This is a genomic window from Blastococcus sp. SYSU DS0541, assembly GCF_054050875.1.
In genome coordinates this window covers 23,947-45,038 of record NZ_JBJHAD010000021.1, presented here as the reverse complement: position 1 = coordinate 45,038, position 21,092 = coordinate 23,947, and the positions used below count along the sequence as shown (strand labels likewise).

General features: G+C 75.5%; 19 protein-coding genes and 1 pseudogene. 14 read left to right on the top strand and 6 right to left on the bottom strand.

What is annotated here, in order from left to right:
- Window positions 1–20: 20 nt before the first annotated feature.
- Entirely contained in the window at window positions 21–1,142 is a 1,122-nt protein-coding gene (locus ACI794_RS18665) for a diguanylate cyclase (RefSeq protein ID WP_456603486.1), read from the bottom strand.
- 173 nt (window positions 1,143–1,315) lie between these two features.
- Between ACI794_RS18665 and ACI794_RS18660 the strand changes: the two genes are divergently transcribed.
- The 4 genes and pseudogenes from ACI794_RS18660 to ACI794_RS18645 all read left to right on the top strand — a co-directional run.
- Window positions 1,316–1,510 (top strand): hypothetical protein, encoded by a 195-nt coding sequence (locus ACI794_RS18660; protein WP_456581872.1) that lies wholly within the window; start codon window positions 1,316–1,318, stop codon window positions 1,508–1,510.
- 60 nt (window positions 1,511–1,570) lie between these two features.
- A complete protein-coding gene (gene npdG, locus ACI794_RS18655) occupies window positions 1,571–2,266 on the top strand; it encodes an NADPH-dependent F420 reductase (RefSeq protein WP_456603487.1) in 696 nt (231 codons plus the stop codon).
- 83 nt (window positions 2,267–2,349) lie between these two features.
- Window positions 2,350–3,096, top strand: coding sequence for a helical backbone metal receptor (locus tag ACI794_RS18650; RefSeq protein WP_456603488.1), 747 nt, complete (start codon window positions 2,350–2,352; stop codon window positions 3,094–3,096).
- A 39-nt stretch (window positions 3,097–3,135) separates the two neighbouring features.
- Window positions 3,136–3,393: pseudogene (locus ACI794_RS18645) on the top strand (DUF2784 domain-containing protein); the annotation flags it as partial.
- A gap of 91 nt (window positions 3,394–3,484) precedes the next feature.
- Here ACI794_RS18645 and panB read toward each other — a convergent pair.
- From panB to ACI794_RS18630, 3 genes are all read right to left on the bottom strand, one after another.
- Window positions 3,485–4,315 carry a 3-methyl-2-oxobutanoate hydroxymethyltransferase gene (gene panB / locus ACI794_RS18640; protein ID WP_456603489.1) on the bottom strand — a complete coding sequence of 277 codons (831 nt, stop codon included), beginning with the start codon at window positions 4,313–4,315 and terminating at the stop codon, window positions 3,485–3,487.
- On the bottom strand, window positions 4,312–6,147 hold the full coding sequence (locus ACI794_RS18635; protein WP_456603490.1) for an NAD+ synthase: 1,836 nt from the start codon (window positions 6,145–6,147) through the stop codon (window positions 4,312–4,314). Before ACI794_RS18635 ends, panB begins: the two co-directional genes overlap by 4 nt.
- A 142-nt stretch (window positions 6,148–6,289) precedes the next feature.
- Entirely contained in the window at window positions 6,290–7,153 is an 864-nt protein-coding gene (locus ACI794_RS18630; protein ID WP_456603491.1) for a universal stress protein, read from the bottom strand.
- Between the two features lie 151 nt (window positions 7,154–7,304).
- Here ACI794_RS18630 and ACI794_RS18625 point away from each other — a divergent pair, with 151 nt between their 5' ends.
- From ACI794_RS18625 to ACI794_RS18595, 7 genes are all read left to right on the top strand, one after another.
- Window positions 7,305–7,739 carry a MarR family winged helix-turn-helix transcriptional regulator gene (locus tag ACI794_RS18625; RefSeq protein ID WP_456603492.1) on the top strand — a complete coding sequence of 145 codons (435 nt, stop codon included), beginning with the start codon at window positions 7,305–7,307 and terminating at the stop codon, window positions 7,737–7,739.
- Between the two features lie 123 nt (window positions 7,740–7,862).
- Complete coding sequence (glnA, locus tag ACI794_RS18620) at window positions 7,863–9,203, top strand: type I glutamate--ammonia ligase (protein ID WP_456581864.1); 1,341 nt, start codon at window positions 7,863–7,865, stop codon at window positions 9,201–9,203.
- Window positions 9,204–9,301: 98 nt separating this feature from the next.
- Complete coding sequence (locus tag ACI794_RS18615; RefSeq protein ID WP_456603493.1) at window positions 9,302–10,033, top strand: type 1 glutamine amidotransferase; 732 nt, start codon at window positions 9,302–9,304, stop codon at window positions 10,031–10,033.
- A complete protein-coding gene (locus tag ACI794_RS18610) occupies window positions 10,030–13,143 on the top strand; it encodes a bifunctional [glutamine synthetase] adenylyltransferase/[glutamine synthetase]-adenylyl-L-tyrosine phosphorylase (RefSeq protein WP_456603494.1) in 3,114 nt (1,037 codons plus the stop codon). The genes ACI794_RS18615 and ACI794_RS18610 overlap by 4 nt, the downstream gene beginning before the upstream one ends.
- A 93-nt stretch (window positions 13,144–13,236) precedes the next feature.
- On the top strand, window positions 13,237–14,310 hold the full coding sequence (locus ACI794_RS18605; protein ID WP_456603495.1) for an AMIN-like domain-containing (lipo)protein: 1,074 nt from the start codon (window positions 13,237–13,239) through the stop codon (window positions 14,308–14,310).
- Window positions 14,311–14,367: 57 nt separating this feature from the next.
- Window positions 14,368–14,691, top strand: coding sequence for a CDGSH iron-sulfur domain-containing protein (locus ACI794_RS18600; protein WP_456603496.1), 324 nt, complete (start codon window positions 14,368–14,370; stop codon window positions 14,689–14,691).
- Between the two features lie 103 nt (window positions 14,692–14,794).
- Complete coding sequence (locus ACI794_RS18595) at window positions 14,795–15,688, top strand: bile acid:sodium symporter family protein (protein ID WP_456603497.1); 894 nt, start codon at window positions 14,795–14,797, stop codon at window positions 15,686–15,688.
- Window positions 15,689–15,700: 12 nt separating this feature from the next.
- On the opposite strand, the gene ACI794_RS18590 is transcribed toward ACI794_RS18595, so the two are convergent.
- Window positions 15,701–16,714, bottom strand: a complete 1,014-nt coding sequence (locus ACI794_RS18590; protein WP_456603498.1) for an iron-containing redox enzyme family protein — start codon at window positions 16,712–16,714, stop codon at window positions 15,701–15,703.
- Between the two features lie 75 nt (window positions 16,715–16,789).
- Between ACI794_RS18590 and ACI794_RS18585 the strand changes: the two genes are divergently transcribed.
- Window positions 16,790–17,632, top strand: a complete 843-nt coding sequence (locus ACI794_RS18585; RefSeq protein ID WP_456617091.1) for an SDR family NAD(P)-dependent oxidoreductase — start codon at window positions 16,790–16,792, stop codon at window positions 17,630–17,632.
- A gap of 165 nt (window positions 17,633–17,797) precedes the next feature.
- Complete coding sequence (locus ACI794_RS18580; protein ID WP_456617090.1) at window positions 17,798–18,202, top strand: DUF1353 domain-containing protein; 405 nt, start codon at window positions 17,798–17,800, stop codon at window positions 18,200–18,202.
- Window positions 18,203–18,214: 12 nt separating this feature from the next.
- On the opposite strand, the gene ACI794_RS18575 is transcribed toward ACI794_RS18580, so the two are convergent.
- Window positions 18,215–20,314: a cutinase family protein gene (locus ACI794_RS18575; RefSeq protein ID WP_456617089.1), complete on the bottom strand. Its 2,100-nt coding sequence runs from the start codon at window positions 20,312–20,314 to the stop codon at window positions 18,215–18,217.
- A gap of 273 nt (window positions 20,315–20,587) precedes the next feature.
- Here ACI794_RS18575 and ACI794_RS18570 point away from each other — a divergent pair, with 273 nt between their 5' ends.
- Complete coding sequence (locus ACI794_RS18570; protein WP_456603502.1) at window positions 20,588–21,058, top strand: anthrone oxygenase family protein; 471 nt, start codon at window positions 20,588–20,590, stop codon at window positions 21,056–21,058.
- Window positions 21,059–21,092: the final 34 nt, after the last annotated feature.

Here is a 21,092-nt window from a genome sequence, read left to right as displayed (position 1 = left end):
CGAGGAACGCACCCGGGCGGCTAGGTGCTGGTCTCCTCGGCGCGCGGGCTGCGGGCGCGGGGGACGCCCGCGGTGGCCACCCGGTCCCGGCCCTCGCGCTTGGCCCGGTACATGGCGGCGTCGGCCTCGTCGACCAGCCGCCACAGCGCCGCCACCGCGTCCTCGCCGTCGAGCGGCCGGGTGACGGCAAGACCCACGGAGGCGGTGACGCCGTGCCCACCGGCGCCGTGGCCCCGGGCGACCGCCGACCGCAGCCGCTCGGCCAGCCGGCCGGCCTCGGTCGCGTCGCTCACCGAGCCCACCACCACCAGTTCCTCGCCACCGATGCGCGCCAGCACGTCGGCGGGGCGGACGGCGGCCGCGAGCGAGGTCGCCACGGCGCTGAGGACGGCGTCGCCGACCGCGTGCCCGAACTCGTCGTTGAGCCGCTTGAAGTGGTCGAGGTCGAGCACCATGGCGCACACCCGGGTGCCGTCCCGCCGCGCCTGCCGCCAGAGCCGCTCGGCCTGCTCGACGAGGTAGCGGCGGTTGTGCAACCCGGTGAGGGGGTCGATCCGGGTCAGCGTCTCGGTCGCCGCCAGGAGACGCTGCACCCGCCGGCGCAGCAGGAAGACCGATGTCGCCGCGCCGTTCAGCGTGCAGGCGTTGACCCCCACCTGGACGCCGAGTGCCATGGCGCCGTCGTAGCTCGGCCAGAGGGCGGCCAGGCAGACGGCGGTCGTCACCGCCATGTGCACGGTGAGCGCCCGCGCCTCCAGGAACCAGGCGGCCGCGAGCGCGGGGAAGAGCAGCATGAGCGGCGTGGCGTAGCGCAGCGGGTCCTCGATGCAGAGCACCACCACGAGGTAGATCAGGTCGCCGAGCAGCACCAGGGCGAGGGTGTACCCGGGCCCCAGCCGGCCGCGGATGCCCAGCGCGACGGCGAGGGTCAGCAGCAGGAGCATGGTGCCGGCGTAGGCCCACCGGGCGGCGCCCTCCCGCAGCACGCCGTCCACGACGAGGTTGATCGATCCCATGACGGCGCCGGTGGCCAGCAGCACGGCGACGGTCAGGGCGGCGACGCGGTGCTCGGAACCGTGCGGGGTCGCCGGCTCCGGGGTGACGGTGGCCTGGTCAGAGGCGCGCACGTCCCGGCCGGTCACCGGTGCAGGATGCCGCACGGACCGGCGTTCCGACACCCCCCGTTCCCTCACCGTCACCCTCCGGCGCCCTTCCGGGTGAGGTCGGAGGCGTCGCGCCGGCGCCACCGCCGTCCGAGCGGGCCCGCGCGACCGGTGGAAGGCTGGGGACGTCCGACGAGCGAAGGAGGTCGCGCATGAGCGAGGGGCCCTGGTTCTTCTGCCTCAGGCACCACACCGTCGAGCCGCGCGAGGGCTGCGCCGAGCGGCACCGGCTCGGCCCGTACGAGACCCGCGAGGAGGCCGAGCACGCGCTGGCCTCCATCGCCGAGCGCAACGAGGAGCTGGACGCCGAGGACCGCGAGTGGCGGGGCGACCCCCCGCCGTCCTGACCGGGCGGGGCATGATCGGTCCGAGCAGCCGGGCTGTCCGGCGCCGCGGGAGGGGTGGACGTGACGGACGGTCGCGCGGTCGAGGAACTGGTCGTGGGTGTGCTGGGCGGCACCGGTCCGCAGGGGCGCGGGCTGGCCGTGCGGCTGGCCGCCCAGGGGCAGCGGGTGCTGCTGGGCTCCCGCGACGCCGAGCGCGCCGCCGAGGTGGCCGCCGAGGTCGCCGAGCGCGCCGCGACGGTGGCCGGCGGCGTCGAGGTGTCGGTCACCGGCGGCTCGAACGTCGACGTCGCGGGCGCGGCGGACCTGGTCATCGTCGCCGTCCCCTTCGCGGGGCACGGCGACACGCTCCGCGACCTCGCCACCCCGCTGGCCGGCAAGATCGTCGTCGACTGCGTCGTGCCCATGGGCTTCGACGAGCTCGGCGCGTACGTGCTCGACGTCGAGGAGGGCAGCGCCGCCCAGCAGGCCGCCGCGCTGCTGCCCGACTCGCACGTCGTCGGCGCCTTCCACCACCTGTCGGCCAAGCTCCTCGAGGACCTCTCCCAGCCGACCATCGACGGCGACGTGATGGTCGTCGGGGACGACCGGGCGGCGATGGACACGGTGCAGGCCCTCGCGGGGCGGCTGCCGGGGATGCGCGGCATCTACGCCGGGCGGCTCCGCAACGCCCGCCAGGTCGAGGCGCTGACCATCAACCTCGTGTCGGTCAACCGCCGGTACAAGGTGCACGCGGGCGTCCGGATCACCGACGTCTGATGAAGGACCCCCTGCCCCCCACCGCTCGCACGCGCGCGGCGGGGCCCTGCAGGGGGCCGCTCCGGCACCTCACCGGCGGCGGCATGTGGGACGACCAGCGGCGGCTCTACGCGGGGCCGCCGCCGCGGCGGGTGGTCTCGCTGGTGCCGTCGTTGACCGAGGCGATCGCCGCCACCGACGTCGGCCTGCTGGTCGGGGCGACCGACTGGTGCAGCCACCCGGCAGGGCTCGACGTCCCGCGGGTCGGCGGCACCAAGTGGCCGGACGTGGGCCGGGTGCTCGACCTGGCGCCGGACCTGGTGGTCGCCAATGCCGAGGAGAACCGGGACCCCGACGTCGCGGCGCTCCGGTCTGCGGGCGTGCCGGTGTGGGTCACGGCGCCGGCCACCGTCGACCAGGCGCTGGACTCGCTGACCCGGCTCTGCGCCGTGCTGGACCGCCCCGACCCCGGCTGGCTGGCCGCGGCGCGGGCGGCGTGGACCGCGCCGGCGCGGCTGCCGGACGTGCCGGCGGTCGTCCCGATCTGGCGTCGTCCCTGGATGGTGCTGGGCCGTGACACCTTCGCCGGCGACGTGCTGGCCCGGCTCGGCGTCCGCAACGTGCTCGCGGAGCACGCCGACCGGTACCCGAAGCTCCGCCCGGACGAGCCCGCGACGGTGCCGGCGGAGCTCGTCGTGCTCCCCGACGAGCCCTACGCGTTCACGCCCGAGGACGGCCCGGAGGCGTGGCCGCAGGCCCGGCCGGTGTTCGTCAGCGGGCGGCACCTCACCTGGTACGGCCCCTCGCTGGCCGAGGCGCCGGCGGTGCTGCTGGCCCAGCTCGCCGGCTGACCGGCGCCCGAGCTCCGCCCCGGGTGGCACAGTGGAGGAGTGCTGCTCGCGAACGCGGTGGCGCTCGTGCACGCCGCCGCCGTCCTGTTCATGCTGGTCGGCGCCCTGCTCGCCCTCCGGTGGCCCCGGCTCGTGCTGCTGCACGCCCCCGTCGCACTGGTGATCCTCGTCGTCAACCTGGCCGGCGCCGACTGCCCGCTCACCGACCTCGAGCTGTGGCTGCGCGAGCGGGCCGGCGCACCGGGATACGAGGGCGGCTTCCTGGGGCACTACGTCTTCGACCCGCTGGGCCTGGACGTCGACGCGACCGGCACGCAGGCCGGCACCTACGCCACCGCGCTCGGCCTCAACGGGCTCGGCTACGGGTTGCTGGCGCTCCGGTACGCCCTCAGTCGAACGAGTGCTCCGGCCCCGGGAAGACCCCTCCGCGGACGTCGTCGGCGTACTCCCTCGCCGCCCGCAGCAGCTCGCCTCGCAGGTCCGCGTACTTCTTCACGAACTTCGGCACCCGGCCGCCGTTGAGCCCCGCCATGTCCGGCCACACCAGCACCTGCGCGTCGCAGTCCACGCCGGCGCCGATGCCGATCGTCGGGATGGAGAGCTCCTTGGTCACCTGCGCGGCGACGGCGGCCGGCACCATCTCCAGGACGACGGCGAAGGCGCCGGCCTCCTGCACGGCGTGCGCGTCGGCCAGCAGCTGCTCGGCCCCGGCACCCCGGCCCTGCACCCGGAACCCGCCGAGCGCGTGCTCGCTCTGCGGCGTGAAGCCGACGTGCGCCATGACCGGGATGCCGGCGTCGTGGAGCAGCCTGATCTGCGGCCCCACCCGCAGCCCGCCCTCGAGCTTGACCGCCTGGGCGCCGCCCTCCTTCATCATGCGGACGGCGGTCTCGAAGGCCTGCTGCGGCCCCGACTCGTAGGACCCGAAGGGCAGGTCGGCCACGATGAGCGCCCGCTTGGTGGAGCGGGTGACCGCCTTGGTCATCAGCAGGATGTCCTCGACGGTCACCGGCACGGTGCTGGTGTGCCCGAGGACGACGTTGCCGGACGAGTCGCCGACCAGCATCACCGGGATGCCGGCCTCCTCGAAGATGGCCGCGCTGTACGTGTCGTAGGCGGTGAGCATCGCCCACTTCTCGCCGCGCTCCTTGGCCTGCTGCAGGTGGTGGATGCGCACCCGCGCCGTCGACTGCCCGCCGTACAGGACCGACTCGCTCATGCCTGTGCTCCTTCTCGCACGGTGGGCACGGTCTCCCGCCACCGGTTGGTGACGGGCAGCCGCCGGTCGCGACCGAACGCCTTGAGGCTGATCTTGGTGCCGGGCGCCGACTGGCGGCGCTTGAACTCGGCGCTGTCCACCAGTCGGAGGACCCGCGCCACCACCTCCGGGTCGTGGCCGCGCTCGAGCAGCTGGGCCATGCCGAGGTCGCGGTCGACGTAGTCGGCGATCACCGCGTCCAGCTCCTCGTAGGAGGGCAGCGAGTCGCTGTCGACCTGCCCGGGCGCGAGCTCGGCCGACGGCGGCTTGTCGATGGAGTTCCATGGGATCGGCTCGGTCTCGCCGCGCCCGGCGGCGTGCGCGTTGCGCCAGCGGGCCAGCTCCCACACCAGCGTCTTGGGCACGTCCTTGATGGGGGCGAAGCCGCCGGCGGAGTCGCCGTAGAGCGTGGAGTAGCCGACGGCGACCTCGCTCTTGTTGCCCGTCGTCAGCAGCAGGTGCCCGTGCTGGTTGGACAGCGCCATGAGCAGCGTGCCGCGCACCCGCGCCTGCAGGTTCTCCGCCGCCACGCCGGAGAGCTCCACCGAGGCCTCGAACGCGTCGACCATCGGCGCGATCGGCACGACCGAGTAGTGCAGGCCGGTGCGGCGGGCGAGGTCCTCGGCGTCGGCCAGCGAGTGCTCGCTGGACCACTTCGACGGCAGCCCGACCCCGTGCACCCGGTCGGCGCCGAGGGCGTCGACGGCGAGGGCCGCGCAGACCGCGGAGTCGATGCCCCCGGAGAGGCCCAGGACGACCGACGGCATGCCGTTCTTGTCGATGAAGTCCCGCAGGCCGAGGACCAGGGCCCGCCAGACCTCCTCGCAGTCGCCGAGCGGCTCGGCCACGGTCGCCGGCCGCGCCTCGTACGCCGGCACCGGGGCCTCCGACAGCACGTGCCGGGTGACGGTCATCGGCCCGATCCGGCCCTCGCGCCGCTGCGGCACCGCGGCGGGGTCCAGCGCGAGGTCGACGGTGAGCAGGTGCTCGACGAACTGCGGCGCGCGGGCCAGCAGCTCGCCGGTGGGGGAGACGGCCATCGAGTCGCCGTCGAACACGAGCTCGTCCTGCCCGCCGACCTGGTTGCAGTACAGGATCGCGGCCCGCGCCTCGGCGGCCCGGCGGCGCACCAGCGGCAGCCGCAGGTCGTCCTTGGCCCGCTCGTAGGGAGAGGCGTTGGGCGAGACCACCAGGTCGACCCCGGCCTGCCCGGCGACCCCGCACGGTCCGCCCTCGACCCAGAGGTCCTCGCAGACGGTGAGCGCGACGTCGACCCCGTGCAGCCGCACCACCGGCAGCTCGGTGCCGGGCACGAAGTACCGCGCCTCGTCGAAGACCCCGTAGTTGGGCAGGTGGCGCTTGTAGTAGCGGACGACGACCTCGCCGCCGTGCAGCAGGGCTGCGGCGTTGCGCGGCGCGCCCCGGCGGGGGTTGGCGTCGCTGGGCCGGTGGTCGTCGGTCGGTGGCTCGTCGACCGGGGCGGGGCCGCTGCCCTCGGTGTGCGCCAGGTACCCGACGACGACGGCGAGGTCCCCGAGCCCGTCGGCCGCCAGCCGGGCGGCGAGGTCGACCAGCGCCTGCTCGCTGGCGCGGGCGAACGACTCCCGCAGCACCAGGTCCTCCGGCGGGTAGCCGGTCAGCGTCATCTCGGGGAAGACGACGAGGTGGGCGCCGGACCCGGCGGCCTCCGCCGCCCAGCGCACCACCAGGTCGCTGTTGCCCGCGAGGTCGCCGACCCGCGTGTCGACCTGGGCCAGGGACACCCGCATCTGCACCGGCTGCTGATCGCTCACGGCCCCATCCTCGTCTCGCCCCCGCCCGGGGTGCGAGGGGGGCCGGTGGTCACGGTCGCCAGAAGGCGACCACCTCGGTGCGCAGGTCGGCGCCCAGCCGCCCCCGGGAGCAGGGTCGTCGGCCATGGCAGCAGGATGCCGGTCAGCGGCCCGCGACGCTGCGCAGTCCCCGCCGGCTCGGCTGCGTCCCACGTCCCTCGTGGCCGACGACGACGACCGGGCCGGCGACCCCGGCCAGCACCCGCAGCCCCACCGGCCGGAGGTTCCCGGCCAGCCGTCGTCGGCCCGGGGTCCCCAGGACGACGAGCGCGGCGCCGTCGGACGCCGCGACGAGCGCGGCGGCGGCGTCCCCGCAGCAGACGTCCGCGGTCACGGGGACGTCGGGGAACTCCTCCCGCCACGGTGCGATCGTCCGGTCCACCAGCCCGACGGCGCCGGCCTCGGTGACGACGCGGGAGGCGCACACCCCCTCGAGGTCCGCGGGGGCGTCGGCGGTCCACGCGTGCAGGACGACGAGGGGGAGGCCCCGTCGGCGGGCCGCCCGGACGGCGAAGCCGAGGGCCGCCCCGGAGGACCGCGTGCCGTCGATCCCGACCACCACGCGAGGTGCCGACCGCGGATCGGTGGCACGAGGAAGGGCGCGGACCACCGTGACCGGGCACGCGGCGGCGGCCGCGAGCCGCAGGGGCGCATGCGCGGTCAGCACCCGGGTCAGCGTCGCGCGAGCAGGGGCGCCGAGCACCAGCAGGGCTGCCGTGCGGCTCTCCCGCAGCAACGCGCGGCGGGCCGGCCCGCTGACCCGGGAGCTCTCGACCGCGAGGCCACCGTCGACCGCGCGGGCCCGGGACGCCGCGGCCTCCAGCGCCTCGGCCGTGCTGCTCACCGGGTGCACCAGCCGCAGCGGCAGGCCGCGGATCGAGGCCTCGGCCGCCGCCCAGTCGACGGCGTCCTCGGAGGTGGCGGTGACCCGGACGACGACCAGCGGGGAGCCCGGGCGGGTGCTCATGGCCGCTCCCGCGCCGGTCCGCCGGGCTGTCCGCGCACGAGGTCCTCCTCGCCGACGCCCGGGCGGAGCCCGCCCGGGACGAGGCCGAACGTATCGCGGCACGATAGAAGTCGCCAGACCTCTGCGCGCGGCGCCGTGATGTGATGGCGCGGTGACGGCGACGGGTGAGAACTGCGACCCGGCGCCCCTGAGCAAGGCCGACTTCGAGGCGCTGGCCCGGTTCCGGTTCGGCATCCGGCGCTACCTGCGGTTCAGCGAGGAGGTCGTGCGCCGGCACGGGCTCACGCCGCAGCAGTACCAGCTGCTCCTGGCGCTCAAGGGGTTCCCCGAGCGGGACTGGGCCACGGTCCGCGAGCTGGCCGACCGGCTGCAGCTGCGCCACCACAGCGTGGTCGAGCTGGTCGACCGCGCCCAGAAGCAGGACCTCGTCGGGCGGACAGCGCACCCCGACGACGCGCGCGCGGTGCGGGTGGTGCTCACCGCGGCGGGCGAGGAGATCCTGGGCCGGCTCGCCTCGCTGCACCGGGCGGAGCTGAGCCGGATGGCGGCGGTGCTCAGCCCCCCTGACTGGCACCCGCCCGGCTGACCGGGCGCCGCCGACCGCGACACGTCGTCGTCCGTGGCGCAGGACGGTGTGCGGATCGCCCGGACGGGGCAGGCTTGCGCCGACGTCACACTCCCGAAACGAGCGGACTGGATCATGGCCGGCATGGACCGACAGCAGGAGTTCGTCCTGCGGACCCTGGAAGAGCGCGACATCCGCTTCGTGCGGCTGTGGTTCACCGACGTCTCCGGCTACCTCAAGGCCGTCGCGGTGGCACCGGCGGAGATCGAGGCGGCGTTCGCCGAAGGCATCGGCTTCGACGGCTCGGCGATCGAGGGCTTCGCCCGGGTCTACGAGTCGGACATGCTGGCCAAGCCCGATCCCGGCACCTTCCAGGTGATGCCGGCGCGCGAGGGCCGGCCCAGCGACACCGCCCGGATGTTCTGCGACATCACCCTGCCCGACGGCTCGCCGTCGTGGGCCGACCCGCGCCACGTGCTGCGCCGGGCGCTCGCCAAGGCCGGGGACATGGGGTTCACCTTCTACACGCACCCGGAGATCGAGTTCTTCCTGCTCCGGGACCTGCCCACCGACGGCACCCCGCCGCAGCCGGCCGACACCGGCGGCTACTTCGACCTCTCCACGCACAACGTGGCGCACGACTTCCGGCGCGAGGCGGTGTTCGCGCTCGAGGCGATGGGGATCTCGGTCGAGTTCAGCCACCACGAGGTCGCGCCGGGCCAGCAGGAGATCGACCTGCGCTACGCCGACGCGCTCTCCATGGCCGACAACATCATGACCCTGCGGCACGTCGTCCGGGAGGTGGCGCTGGCCCAGGGCGTCCACGCGACCTTCATGCCCAAGCCCTTCACCGAGCTGGCGGGCTCGGCGATGCACACCCACCTGTCGCTCTTCGAGGGCGACCGCAACGCCTTCCACGACCCGGCCGACCCCATGCGGCTCTCCACGACCGGCAAGCAGTTCATCGCCGGCCTGCTGACCCACGCCCGCGAGGTCACCGCCATCACCAACCAGACGGTGAACTCCTACCGGCGCCTGCTGGCCGGGACCGAGGCGCCCACCGCGGCGACCTGGGGCCGGGCCAACCGCTCCGCGCTGGTCCGCCTGCCGAGCTACAAGCCGAGCAAGGCCCAGTCGGCCCGGGTCGAGGTCCGCTCGCCGGACTCCGCCTGCAACCCCTACCTCACCTTCGCGGTGCTGCTGGCCGCCGGGCTGCGCGGCATCGAGAAGGGCTACGAGCTGCCGCCGGAGGCCGAGGACGACGTCTGGTCGCTCACCGACACCGAGCGGCGCGCGGCCGGGTACGAGGACCTGCCGGTGAGCCTCGGCGAGGCGCTGACCGCGATGCAGGGCAGCGAACTGGTCGCCGAGACCCTCGGGGAGCACGTGTTCCAGTTCTTCCTCCGCAACAAGTGGGAGGAGTTCAACTCCTACCGGCAGAACGTCACGCCGTTCGAGCTGAGGCGCTACCTCCCCGGGCTCTAGAAGGACCTCGTCGCCCCCCGAACTAGCGGACTCGGCACGGGACCCTGCGACGAGGCCGTTCCAGGCTTGCCTCCGCAGGCGCTCGTTAGGCTGCGACGGTGGCCCACCTGCTCGTCGTCGTCCCCAGCGAGACCGATCCGCCGGCTCGGCTGGGGGAGTGGCTGCGCGACGCCGGGCTGGAGCTCGACGAGCGCCGGCTCGGGCTCGGGCAGCCGCTGCCGCCGACCCTCGACGGCTACGACGGACTGCTGGTGATGGGCGGGCCGCAGTCGTCGATGGACGACGAGGCGACCAGCCCCGAGCTCGTCGGCGTGCGCGAGCTGCTCCGGCAGGCGCTCGCCGCCGACCTGCCCACGCTCGCCGTCTGCCTGGGCGCCCAGCTGCTGGCCCAGGTCGGCGGCGGCCGGACCCGGGTCGGCGTGGACGGGCCCGAGGTCGGCGCGACGCTGGTCGCCAAGCGGGACGCCGCCGACGCCGACCCCGTGTTCCGCCCGCTGCCGCTCTCGCCGGACGTCATCCAGTGGCACCACGACGAGATCTCCGAGCTGCCTGCGGGAGCGACCCTGCTCGCCGGCAACCCGCACTACCCGCACCAGGCCTACCGGGTCGGCACCGCCGTCTACGGGCTGCAGTTCCACATCGAGACGACGCCGGAGATGGTGAGGGCCTGGGCCGCGAGCGACCCGGTCGGCGTGGCGGCCAGCCCGCTCGACGTCGAGACGCTGTGCGCCCGGGCCGCCGCGGCGCACGACGACGTCGCCGAGGCGTGGCGCCCGTTCGCCGGGCGCTTCGCCGACCTGGTCCGCTCCCGGGCGCAGGTGGGCGCGTGAGCGTGCCGCAGGCGGAGGTCCCGCGGCGAGCGGTGGTCCGCCTCGTCCGGTTCGGCTTCGAGGAGGGCGAACGCGCGGCGCGGCTGCTGTCGGACCCGGCGCTCGGGCTCTGGGATCTCGACCGCAACGAGCCGGCCGACCCGGAGGCGGGGCCGGTCGTCGCGGCGCTGGCCCGCGCGGGCGACCCCGACCTCGCCGTCCGCTCGCTCCACCGGCTGGTCGAGGCGCTGGACGCCGAGGACGACACCGGGGGCGCGGCCGCCACGCTGCTGGCCCGGCTGCGCGGCTCCGGCCACCTGCGCGGCCGCCTGCTCGCCGTCCTGGGCGCGAGCTCCGGGCTGGCCGACCACCTCGCCGCCTACCCGCTGGACTGGGAGGTGCTCGACGACGCCAACGGCCCCAGCCGGCCCACCCCGCACGGGCTGGAGCAGCAGATGCTGGCCGCGGTCGGCGCCGACCCCGACGACCCGCCGTGGGGCGTCCGGCTGGGCTCCGCCGCCCCCGACGCCGGACCCTCGCGGATCGCGGCGCTGCGGCACGCCTACCGCCGGGCGATCCTCTCGCTGGCCGGGCGCGACCTGGCCGACGGCGTGCCGGCCGAGGACGCCGCCGCGGAGCTGGCCGACATCGCCGCCGCCGTGCTCACCGCCGGGCTGGCGCTCGCCGTCGCCGAGCAGCCGCGGGACACGGCCGCCTGCCGGCTGGCGGTCATCGCCCTGGGCAAGACCGGCGGGCGGGAGCTGAACTACGTCAGCGACGTCGACGTGGTGTTCGTGGCGGAGCCGGTCGACCCCGGTGCCCCCGAGCCGCAGGCGCTCGCCGGCGCCACGCGGGTCGCGGCCTCCCTCATGCGCATCTGCCGGGAGGCGGCCTGGGAGGTCGACGCGGCGCTGCGCCCCGAGGGGAAGGCGGGCGCGCTGGTGCGCACCGTGGCGGGGCACGCGGCCTACTACGAGCAGTGGGCCGACACCTGGGAGTTCCAGGCGCTGCTGAAGATGCGCCCGGTCGCCGGCGACCCGCACCTGGGGCGCGGCTACGTCGACGCGCTGTGGCCGCTGGTCTGGAAGGCCGGCGACCGGCCCGGGTTCGTCGGCCAGGTGCAGGCGATGCGCCGCCGGGTGGAGGCCAACATCCCGCCCGCCCAGGCCGAGCGGGAGCTGAAGCTCGGCCGCGGGGGGCTGCGCGACGTCGAGTTCGCCGTCCAGCTGCTGCAGCTGGTGCACGGCCGCGCCGACGCCACCCTGCGGGTCGGCGGCACGCTGCCGGCGCTGCTGGCGCTGTCGGCCGGCGGCTACGTCGGCCGCGAGGACGCCGCGACGCTGATCGCGTCCTACCGCTTCCTGCGCACCGTCGAGCACCGGCTGCAGCTCCTCCGGTTGCGCCGGACCCACCTGCTGCCCACCGACGAGCAGCAGCTGCGCTGGCTGGCCCGCTCGCTGGGGTACAAGCCCGACCACCGCGGCGACGCCGTCGACGTGCTGCGGGCGGAGCTCGCGCTGCACACCCGCGAGGTGCGCCGGCTGCACGAGAAGCTCTTCTACCGGCCGCTGCTGTCGGCGGTGGCCCGCGTCCCGGGCGAGCACCTGCACCTGGGGTCGAAGGCGGCCGGTGACTGGCTGCGGGCCCTGGGCTTCGCCGACCCGGAGGGGGCGCTCCGCCACCTGGCGGCCCTGACCGGCGGGGTCTCCCGGTCGGCTTCGATGCAGAAGTACCTGCTGCCGGTGCTGCTGCAGACCTTCGCCTCCTGCCCCGACCCGGACGCCGGGCTGCTGGCCTACCGGCAGGTGAGCGAGGCGCTGGGCGGGAACCAGTGGTTCCTCCGCCTGCTGCGCGACGAGGGGCAGGTCGCCGAGCGGCTGGCCCAGCTGCTGGGCTCCAGCCAGTACGTCGCCTCGCTGCTCACCCGCACGCCGGAGGCGCTGCGCCTGCTCGCCGACGACGCGGAGCTGGAGCCGCGGTCGGCGGCCACCCTGGCCAAGGCGTGGCGGCAGGCGGCCCGCCGGGCCCCCGACCCGCAGGCGGGGGTGCGGGTCATCCGCGGGCTGCGCCGCCAGGAGCTGCTGCGCATCGCGGCCGCGAGCCTGCTGGGCCGGCTGGACGTGCACCGGGTGGGCCGGGCGCTCACCGACGTCGCCGCCGCCACGCTGCAGGCCGGGCTCGACGCCGCCCTGCGGGCGCACGCCCAGGAGGCCCGCGTCGACGTCGCCGACCTGCCCATGGACCTCGCCGTCATCGGCATGGGGCGGCTGGGCGGCGGTGAGCTGGGCTTCGGTTCCGACGCGGACGTCCTGTTCGTCCACCGGCCGCGGCCGGGCTCGGACGAGGCGAAGGCCACGGCCGCCGCGAACGCCGTCGCCCACACGCTGCGGCGGCTGCTGTCCGAACCGGCACCCGACCCGGCCTTCGAGGTCGACGCCGACCTGCGGCCCGAGGGGCGGCAGGGCGCGCTGGTGCGCAGCCTCCCGGCCTTCCGCGAGTACTACGAGCGCTGGGTGTCGGTGTGGGAGGTGCAGGCGCTGCTGCGTGCCGTGCCCGTGGCCGGCGACGAGGCGCTGGGCGCGGAGTTCGTCGCCCTGGTCGACCCGGTGCGATATCCGTCGGAGGGGCTCACCGCCGAGCAGGTCGCCGAGATCCGCCGGATCAAGGCGCGGGTGGAGCGGGAGCGGCTGCCACGCGGCGCCGACCCCGCCACCCACACCAAGCTCGGCCGCGGCGGGCTGGCCGACGTCGAGTGGACCGTCCAGCTGCTCCAGCTCCAGCACGCCGCCCGGGTGCCGGCGCTCCGGGTGGCCTCCACCGTCGAGGCGCTGGCCGCGCTCGCGGCGGAGGGGCTGCTGCCGGAGGAGCAGGCGGAGGCACTGAGCGCGGCGTGGGAGCTGGCCACCCGGGCGCGCAACGCGATCTTCCTCGTGCGCGGCCGCCCCAGCGACCAGCTGCCGCGGCCGGGCCTCGAGCTCGGCGGGGTCGCCCGTGCCTGCGGGTACGGCCCCGACGACGAACCCGGCCAGTTCCTCGACGACTACCGCCGCACCACCCGGCACGCGCGCACGGTCGTCGAGCAGGTCTTCTACGGGCAGCCGGCCCCGGGCGGTGCCGCCGGACCCGCATGACGATCCGGTGGCGTCGCCCGTTCGATGGTTCGCGCCCGAAGGATCTGGCAATGGGGTCAGGGACTCCCTGCCCGACTCCAGTCAGGACCAGCCATGCGCCTCCTCCCCGCCGGGGTCTGCGCGGCCGTGCTCCTCACCGCCGCCTGCGGGACCGACGAGGAGCCGCCGACCGATGCGGCCCCGACCGCGTCGCCCACCACCACCTCGCCCCCGCCCGAGGACACCTCGGCGGAGCAGGAGCCCGTCGGGGAGGGGGACACCGACGCGTCCATCGCCACGGGCGACGGGCCGCCCGTCACCGTGACCGACGTGCGGCTGGGCACCCACGACGGGTTCGACCGCATCGTCTTCGAGCTGGCGGGCGAGGGAGAGGCCGGCTGGCGGGTGGCCTACACCGGTGATCCGCGGTCGCAGGGGTCGGGAGCGGAGGTCGAGGTGCCCGGGGACGCCGTCCTCGGCATCACGCTGACCAACATCGCGCTCCCGGGCGACGCGCCCTCGGACGCGGAGGCGTGGGAGGGGCCCGAGCGGCAGTCGGTCCCCGACGCGACGGTGCTCGACACGCTGGTCGGGGACACGGTGTTCGAGGGCCGGTACACGTTCTTCGCCGGTCTGGACGCGCGGCGCCCGTTCGCCGTCGCGCCCCTGAGCTCGCCGCAACGGATCGTCATCGACCTGCTCGACGAGGAGCCCGCGGAGCCGGTCGCCCTCGCCGAGCGCTGCGAGAGCCCGGTCGGCTTCGCGATCTCCTATCCGGAGGAGTGGTCGGTGAACCCGGGGACGCAGGTGCCGGCCTGCTCCCGCTTCGCCCCCGAGTCGTTCACCCTGCCGCCGGCCTCGGACGCCCGGGTGGCCCCGGTGAGCCTGCGGGTGGAGGGCATCCCGTTCGACCAGGTGGCCTCCACCGGGGCCGGGGAGGAGCTGAGCCGGGAGGAGGTCACGGTCGACGACCGGCCGGCCGTGCGGATCGAGAAGGTCACGGCGGGCGAGGGGCTCTGGCCCGAAGGGGTCCCGATCACCAGCTACGTCGTCGACCTCGGGAGCCAGGGCGGCGAACCGCGCACCCTCGTCGCCGACACGGTGGGGCTCCCGCGGTTCGACTACCCGCGCAACGTCGAGGTGCTGGACCGCATGGTCGGCTCGCTGACCTTCCCGGACGGCGGCTGACCACCGATGGGTGACCGCCGGGTCGCGCCCGAGTGGCGGCGGGGCATGCTGGGGTGCGTGTCACCATCACCAACGGCCGAGCCCGAGCCGTCCGAGGACCCCACCGCAGCCCTCGGTCCCGGCGAGGAACGCGCGGAGGGCGCCACGATCACGCCCTACCGGGACGGGCCGCTGATCGTGCGCGGCAACTTCCGGCTGCAGGACCAGGACGGCGCCGAGATCGACCCCGGGCGCGAGACCATCGCGCTGTGCCGGTGCGGCAAGTCGGGCATCAAGCCCTTCTGCGACGGCTCGCACAAGCGCTCCGGGTTCTCCGCGCCCAGCGCGCCGAGCCGGCCACGGCCCGCCCAGCTCCTCCGCGAGGCGCGTCGGGAGGACTGACCAGCCTCCGGGCGGGTCGGTTGCCTTCCGTGACCCCGATCGCACAGGATGCGCGGGACGTCTCGCCGGCGGGCTCCCCGGCCGGTGCCCGATCGGAGGACCCATGGATTCCGCGCTCACCGCCGTCGCGCTGCCGCTGGCGCTCGCCGTCGTCATGTTCGGCCTGGGGCTCTCGCTCACCACCGACGACTTCGCCCGCATCGCCCGGCAGCCCAAGGCGGTCGTGATCGCCCTGGCCCTCCAGCTGCTCGCGCTGCCGGTGCTCTGCTTCGGGCTGGTGCTGCTGTTCGACCTGCCCCCGCTGCTGGCGGTCGGCATGCTGCTGCTCGCCGCCTCGCCCGGTGGCACCACGGCGAACCTGTTCAGCCACCTCTACCGGGGGGACGTGGCGCTCAACATCAGCCTCACGGCGCTCAACTCGGTCATCGCCGTCGTCACCCTGCCGGTGGTCACCAACCTGGCGATCGCGTGGTTCGACCCGGCCGACGCCGGCAGCCTGGGGCTGCAGTTCGGCAAGACGCTGCAGGTCTTCGCGATCGTGCTCGTCCCCGTTGCCCTCGGCATGCTGGTGCGCCGGTCGGCCCCGGGCTTCGCCGACCGCTCCGACAAGCCGGTGCGCATCCTCTCGGCGGTGGTCCTGGCGCTGGTCATCGTCGGCACCATGCTGGCCGAGCGGGAGAACATCGGGGGCTACCTGCGCGACGTCGGCCTGCCGGCGCTGGTCTTCTGCCTCTGCAGCCTGGCCATCGGGTTCACGGTGCCGCGGCTGCTCGGCGTGCGGCGGAGGCAGGCGATCGCCAGCTCCTTCGAGATCGGGATCCACAACAGCACGCTGGCCATCGCGGTCGCCATCAGCGTGCTGGACAGCGTCGAGCTGGCCGTGCCCGCCGCGGTCTACGGGGTGCTGATGTTCCCCGTCGCCGCGGCGTTCGGGTGGCTGATCACCCGCAACCGCACCGCCGCCGCCGAGCGCGACGAGGCCGTGCCGGCCGGCTGACGGCGCGCCCCCTCAGGCCGCGAGGGCCGGGCGCCGGTGCAGCCCGGTGCGGCCGGCCTCCCAGGCGCCCAGCAGGTGGGTCGCCGCCAGGCCGTCCATGGCCAGCGAGCTGGCCGCCCCGAAGAGCACGTCGGGCACCAGCTCCGGCTCGGTGGCCACCAGCGAGCCGCACATGTCCACCGACGCGATCTGCTCGTGCACCGCGTCGGCCTCCACGTGCTCGTCGTAGAAGACGGTGGTCCGCCCGTCGAAGCCGAGCCGGCGAAGCCCGGCCGAGTACCGGCGGCTCGGCTCGGAGGAGGTCATCTCCACCGTGGCCAGGTGCCCCAGCGCCGCGCCCCGCCAGCGGCGGTGCAGCCCGAACAGCGACATCGTGTTGACCGAGGCGAACGCCACCGCGGGGGCGTCGTCCCAGAGCGCCCCGTAGCCGGCGTCGAGGTCCAGGTCGCGCATGAGCCCGGCGAACAGCTCGCTGTGCATGCGCTCGGCCGACCCGCCGCCGTACTCGTCGGCCTGGATCTCGACCATGGCGGCCTTCGTGCGGCCGGAGAGGCGGGGGACGGCGAAGGTGTGCGGGTCGGCCTCCTTGAGGTGGTAGACCGATCGGAGGACGAGGTACTCCCGCCACTGCTCCAGCGTGCCGTGCTTGGCCATGTAGGCCGAGAGCGAGGGGCTGTCGTCCGCCGCGATGAGGGTGGTCAGCTGCCGGTCGATCGGGTCCCCGGTGTCGGGGACGTCGCCGACGAGCTCCTGCAGAGCGGCGAGGTGGCGCCGCTCCAGCCCGGCCCGCAGGCGGAGCAGCTCCGGGTCCCACTCCCAGTCCTCGGAGACCTCGTCGAAGCCGCGGTAGTGCAGCTCGTAGCAGACGGCGAGCGCGAGCTGCAGGTCGTCGTCGACGAGCGCGCCGGCGGGGTCGACGGCGAGGCGCTCGGCGCACTCCCGCGTCGCCGCCGACAGGGCGGGGCGGGTGGCCAGGTCGCGGGCGAGGGCGTCGGTGAGCGGGCCGCGGGGTTCGGGCAGGCGCATGATCAGCAGCATGCCCAGCGGCCCGGGAAACGATGCACCGGTGGGTGTGATGTCGCCCGGGGGTAGGAGGCGCCCATGACATCGCTGTCCGACCGCGTCGTCCTCGTCACCGGCGGGAGCGCCGGCATCGGCCGCTCCACGGTCGCCCGGCTCGCCGGGGACGGCGCCCGCGTGGTGACCTGCGCCCGCGACGGCGAACGGCTGCGGGAGGCGGTGGCGGGCCTGCCCGGGGTCACCACCGCGGAGGCCGACGTCGCCGATGCCGCCGACCGCGCCGCCCTGGTGGACCGGGTGCTGGCCGAGCACGGCCGCCTCGACGCCGTCGTCAACAACGCCGGGCTCGGCTGGGCGGGCCTGGTGGAGGACACGCCGGGCGAGGTGGTGGAGGGCATCGTCGCCACCAACCTGACCGCTGTCGTCGACCTGACCCGGCTGGCGCTGCCGCACCTCCTGCGGTCGGCCGCCGAGCGGGGACGGGCCGACGTCGTCACGGTGTCCTCGGTGGCCGCCTGGTCGCAGGTGCCGCCGCTGACCGTCTACTCGGCGACCAAGGCCGGGGTGCACGGGTTCGTGACGGGGCTGCGGCGGGAGGTGACCACCCGGGGGATCCGCGTGCACACGGTGAACCCCTTCTTCGTCCAGACCGAGTGGCTGGCACGCGGCCACGGCCACGCCCCTGAGTCGGACGGCGACGCGCGCGGGCGGCTGTCCCGCGGCATCTCGCCGGACCGGGTCGCCGACCGGGTGGCCGAGTGCCTGGTCTCGGACCGGGGGCGGACGATCGCCGTCCCCCGCTGGTCGGGGCTGGCCCGGCTGGGCGAGATGGCCCCGGTCAACCGCGTGCTCGACCGGGTGCTGTCGGCGAACGCCGGCCGGATCCGCGCCGCGGCGGAGCGGGCGGTGCGCCGGAGGATCTGAGCGCGCCCGGCGGCTGGGTTGGCACGATCCGCCCGTGCCGTTCCAGTCCGACGACGTCGTCGTCCGCCGCCTGGACGACGTCCGCTGGTCGGTGGTCGAGCCGCTGGTGTTCCGGGGCGACCGCGACCGGTTCGTCGTGCCGGCCGCCCCCACCGACTTCCGACGGTGCCCCGCGTCGTGGTCTGGCTGGTGCCGCGCTTCGGGCGCTGCACCGCCGCGGCGATCCTGCACGACTGGCTGGTCACCGCGGGTATCGCCAGCGGGGCGGTGAGCCCGCGTGAGGCCGACGGCATCTTCCGGCGGGTGCTGCGGGAGAGCGGGGTGCCGGTGCTGCGCCGCTGGCTGATGTGGTGCGCCGTGCGGTGGGGAACCTTCGGGCACCCGGTCCGGGGGAGGGGGTGGTGGCGCAGCGCGCCCGGGGTGCTGGCCATCTCGCTGGTCGCGGCGCCGGTGGTCGTGCCACCGGCCGCGCTCATCGCGGTGGCGCTGACGGTCTACGGCCTGGCCGAGACCACCGTGGGGCTGGTCACCGGCCGCCCGCCGGAGGACGCCGGCTCGATGCGGACCTGAGGCCGGCGCGCCTCAGCCGGCGGCCAGGAAGCGGTCGAGCGCCTCGGCGAGCTGCGCGTGGCCGGTCGCGGTCGGGTGGACCCCGTCGCCGGACATCCCGAAGTTCGGGATCGTGGAGAGGTCGGCGAAGGCGTAGCCCTGCTCGGCCGCGACGCCGGCCATGGCGTCGAGGTAGGCCTGCCACGCGGCGGCCGTGACGTCGGTGCGCCGCGGGTAGCCGACGACCACGACCGACGGGTCGGGGCCGACGTCCGGGCCGAGGAGGTGCGCGACGGTCGCGGTGAGGTACTCCCGGAACTGGGCGGCCGTGAACCCGGCGACCACGTCGTTGTAGCCGAGCGCAACCACGACCAGGTGCGGCGCGGCGGCCGCGACGGCCTGACCGTGCTGCGGCGCCGTGGGGCGGTTGGCGTAGTCCTCGGCCTGCCAGCCGGAGTGGCCCGCCTCCCAGAGGCGGACGCCGGCCGCCTCGTCGCCGTCGTACACGCTGATGCCCTCCACCAGGACGGTGCGTCCGCTGGTGTTGGTGAGGGTGACGGTGTGCGTGCCGCGGGGGAGCGGCGGGGAAGTCCAGCTGCCCCCGTCGGCCGGGGTCCAGCCCCCGCCGTTGGTCGCCACCGGGATGCCGGGGCCGCCGTCGACGGAGACGGTGATCGTGCCGGTGTTGAGGCTCGCGGCGTAGTGCAGCTCGAACGACGTACCGGTGAAGGTGGTGGTCATCGAGTTGCCGGCGCCGGAAGGCATGTGGTTGGCGCGCATGCCGAAGCCGTACTGGGAGCCCAGCGTGGCGCTGCCGGAGAAGGTGAAGCGGTCGGCCATGCCGCCGGCGGCGTAGTAGGCGGGCACGTAGCCCTCGCCGCCGGGTACGTCGGCCGGCTGGTGGCGGTCCCGGAGCAGGCGCAGCAGCACGTCGACCCACCGGTTCCCCATGCCGACGTCGCGCCCCTCGGTGACCGAGTCGCCGACGACGACGACGTCCAGCGTGCCGCGTCCGGCGGCGCTGTCGGCGCGGGCGGCGCGGAAGGCGGCCAGGGCGTCGGAGCCGGTCGGCGGGGGCGTCGTGTTCGTGGGTGCCGTGGTCGTGGGTGCCGTGGTCGTGGTCGCCGTGGTGGTGGTCGGGGCCGTGGTCGTCGGTGTCGTCGTCGTGGTGGGTGTCGTGGTGGTGCTCGGGGCAGTGGTGGTGGGAGCCGTGGTGGTCGGCGCGGGCGACGACGTCGTCGGCGTGGGGGTGGGCGCGGGGACGATCGCGGTTGCGATGTCCCGCGCCGCCTGCAGGAGCAGCGGGCGGTAGCCGGTGCCGGTGTGGATCTTCGACGCCTCCTTCAGCGCCGACAGGGACGGGCTGACGCCCCCGTGGAGGAGGCGGGCCGCGTCGAAGTCGCAGGCGATGTCGCGGGCGAGGCAGAGGTCGAGCACCGGGGGCGTCGCCGCGACGTCGCGCCCGACCGGCTCGAGCGCGGTGCGCACCCCCTGCGCGGTCGCCGGCGCGGTGCCGCGTCGCGTGGCGGCCGTCTGGCCCACCCGGTCCCCGTCGGCGACCAGCACGGCCGCGGAGACCCGCGCGAGCACGTCCCCCCGGCCGGTGTCCGCGAGCCGGGTCAGCGTCCCGTGCACCGCCATGGCGCCCTGGGAGTAGCCGGCGAGGACGAAGGCGGCGTCGGCGCAGCGGGCGTGCAGGGCGGACATCTGCTCGACGGCGGAGGTCACGCCCTGGTCGACGCTGCGGGTGTAGGAGCCGAGGTTGCCGGTCCGGTAGCGCTGCATCGCCGCGTCCCGCCGGGCCGGGTCCGCGAGGGCGGTCAGTTCGGTCCGCGACGGGGTGAGCACGCCGACGGAGGTGGGGGAGTGGGCGACGGCCAGGCTCTGCACCACCAGCGTGCCGCCGTACCGTGCGGTCAGCTCCCGCTCGAGGGAGTCGGCGAAGTAGTCGACGTTCGCGCCCATGCCGCGGTTGGTGGTGGTGATCGGGTCGGTCGAGCCGCGCGCGCCCACGACCACCACGTCCGGGCAGTCGTCGGCGGCCGACCCGGCGGCCAGCGTCACGACGGCCGAGGAGGTGAGCAGGGCGACGACCCCCACGGCCGTCAGCGCGCTCCGGCGTGCAAGTCCCACGACACGATCCCCCCGTGACCGGGATGCGCATCGCGTAGCGGGTGATGGCCGCCGGGTGAGCATCCGCCTGAGGGTGCGGACGCTACGCCGCGGCGCGCTTCGCGGCTACGGCCCGGGGCGCGTCCCTCCTGGCCGGCGACACCACCGGCAGCCGCGGTCGGTTCCTGCCCCCTGACCGGGTTGCGCCCGTGCCCGCTGGGCTCGTCACCATGGAAGGCGGCCGGTGGTGTCGCAGCCCACCGGCACCGTGACGACCCGGATCGGAGGTACTCCATGAGGAAGCTGCGTGTCGCACTGCTCGCCGGCCTGACCGCCACGGCCGTGGAGGCCGGGCTCAGCTACGGTCACGCCCTGCAGGAGCCGGGGAAGCGGGAGCTGCCCGCTGAGCGGCTGATGCACTTCCACACCCGCGTCCTCGGGCCCTACCGGGTGGGCGCCGGGGTGCCGGAGGTCTCGGCGATGGCAGCGCTGGCCCTCGCGTCCTGGTTCGCGCGCCGGGAGCCCGGGAGACGGCTGCCCGGCGCCGTGGCGCTCGCCGCGGACGTGGCCGCCTTCGGTGTGTGGGCCGGCGGGATCCAGCCGGTGAACCGTCGGCTGAGCACCTGGGACGGCTCGGTCGCCGAACAGCGGGTGCCCGACGACTGGGTGGCCCTGCGCGACAGGTGGCACGCGCTCCACAGGGTGCGCCTCGCGCTGCTGTCAACCGGGACGGCAGCTGCTGCCGCGGCCCTGGCCGCGGAGTGATCGGCTCGCCGGCCGGTACGTGCAGGCCGGCGCC